This window comes from Geminicoccus flavidas (genome assembly GCF_009806515.1).
GTDB lineage: Bacteria > Pseudomonadota > Alphaproteobacteria > Geminicoccales > Geminicoccaceae > Geminicoccus > Geminicoccus flavidus.
Window position 1 is genome coordinate 1 of the sequence record NZ_WUJP01000001.1, and the last position, 934, is coordinate 934.

The 934-nt window shown below is 66.9% G+C and carries 1 protein-coding gene; it reads right to left on the reverse strand.

What is annotated here, in order from left to right; translation table 11 throughout:
• Positions 1 to 294: 294 nt before the first annotated feature.
• Positions 295 to 648: an FtsB family cell division protein gene (locus EQG76_RS00005; protein ID WP_159709445.1), complete on the reverse strand. Its 354-nt coding sequence runs from the start codon at positions 646 to 648 to the stop codon at positions 295 to 297.
• Between the last annotated feature and the right edge of the window lie 286 nt (positions 649 to 934).

A 934-nucleotide genomic window follows, 5' to 3' on the forward strand; every position in this document is an offset into this window, starting at 1 on the left:
GCCCTGGTGGCAGGTCACCAAGGAGTTCGCCAAGGCCAACGGCACCGCCAAGTTCAGCGGCTGCAAGGCGTAAACTCGGCAGATGAGGGCGGGGTGCTGCCGCGAAGCGGCCCCCTTGCCCGGCGAAAGACAGGGGCTGCGCCTGGGGCGCAGCCCCTTTTCGTGTTCACGGCGAGTTGCCTGACCGAGTTGCTGCGGGGTCGGCATCACTGCCTCTGGCGGCCTGTCCGACGGGCGCTCACATTGATTTCACAGGGGTGAGAGAGCGGCCCCTGGGCGGGCCGCCACGCCCGGCTACTTGTCCAGCGCGTCGCCGATCATGTGGTCGGGAATGAACACGTCGCCGCGGCGTGCCCAGCCCAGGCCCAGGAGCTTCTCCTCCAGGAGATCAGCATCCATTGTCCGGTCGCCGAGCAGGGCCTGCTGGCGCTTGAGCGCGTCACGCTTGGCCGCGAGCTCGGTCAGGTCCTGCTCCAGCACCTGCACCGAGCGGCGCTGGTCCATGTAGGCATAGAAGCCGCGTGAGCCGTGCAAGGCGTGCCAGGCGAACCAGGCGCTGAGCAGGAGCAGGAGGCTGCCGAGCCAGCGCCAGCGGATCTCCCGGCGCAGCCAGATCCAGAACCGGTCGACATAGTCTGCCGCGATCATGTTCGCTCCAACTCCGCATGCTAGCGGAAGTAGCGCGAATTCGCGCGCCCCGCGAGTGCAAATCCGGTCGCTATCGCCGTGGCCAGCCAGCCTGCTTCCGGACGGCGGGCCGGAACCTGATCCGGGCTCGGACGCTGTTCAGTGGTGGTACAGCAGCACCAGACTGGCCGGCGCCACAGTCGGGACGAAGTATCGAGGAAGACGTCCGTTGTGCAATGCAGCATACGCTCGACGTTCTAGCTTCGCATGACGCCCATGCATCGTCGAGGACTGTCGGAGTTGGCCG

Bases quoted from the DNA above. Each gene is read 5' to 3' on its own strand.
- EQG76_RS00005 (WP_159709445.1), bottom strand. From the start codon at position 648: ATGATCGCGGCAGACTATGTCGACCGGTTCTGGATCTGGCTGCGCCGG.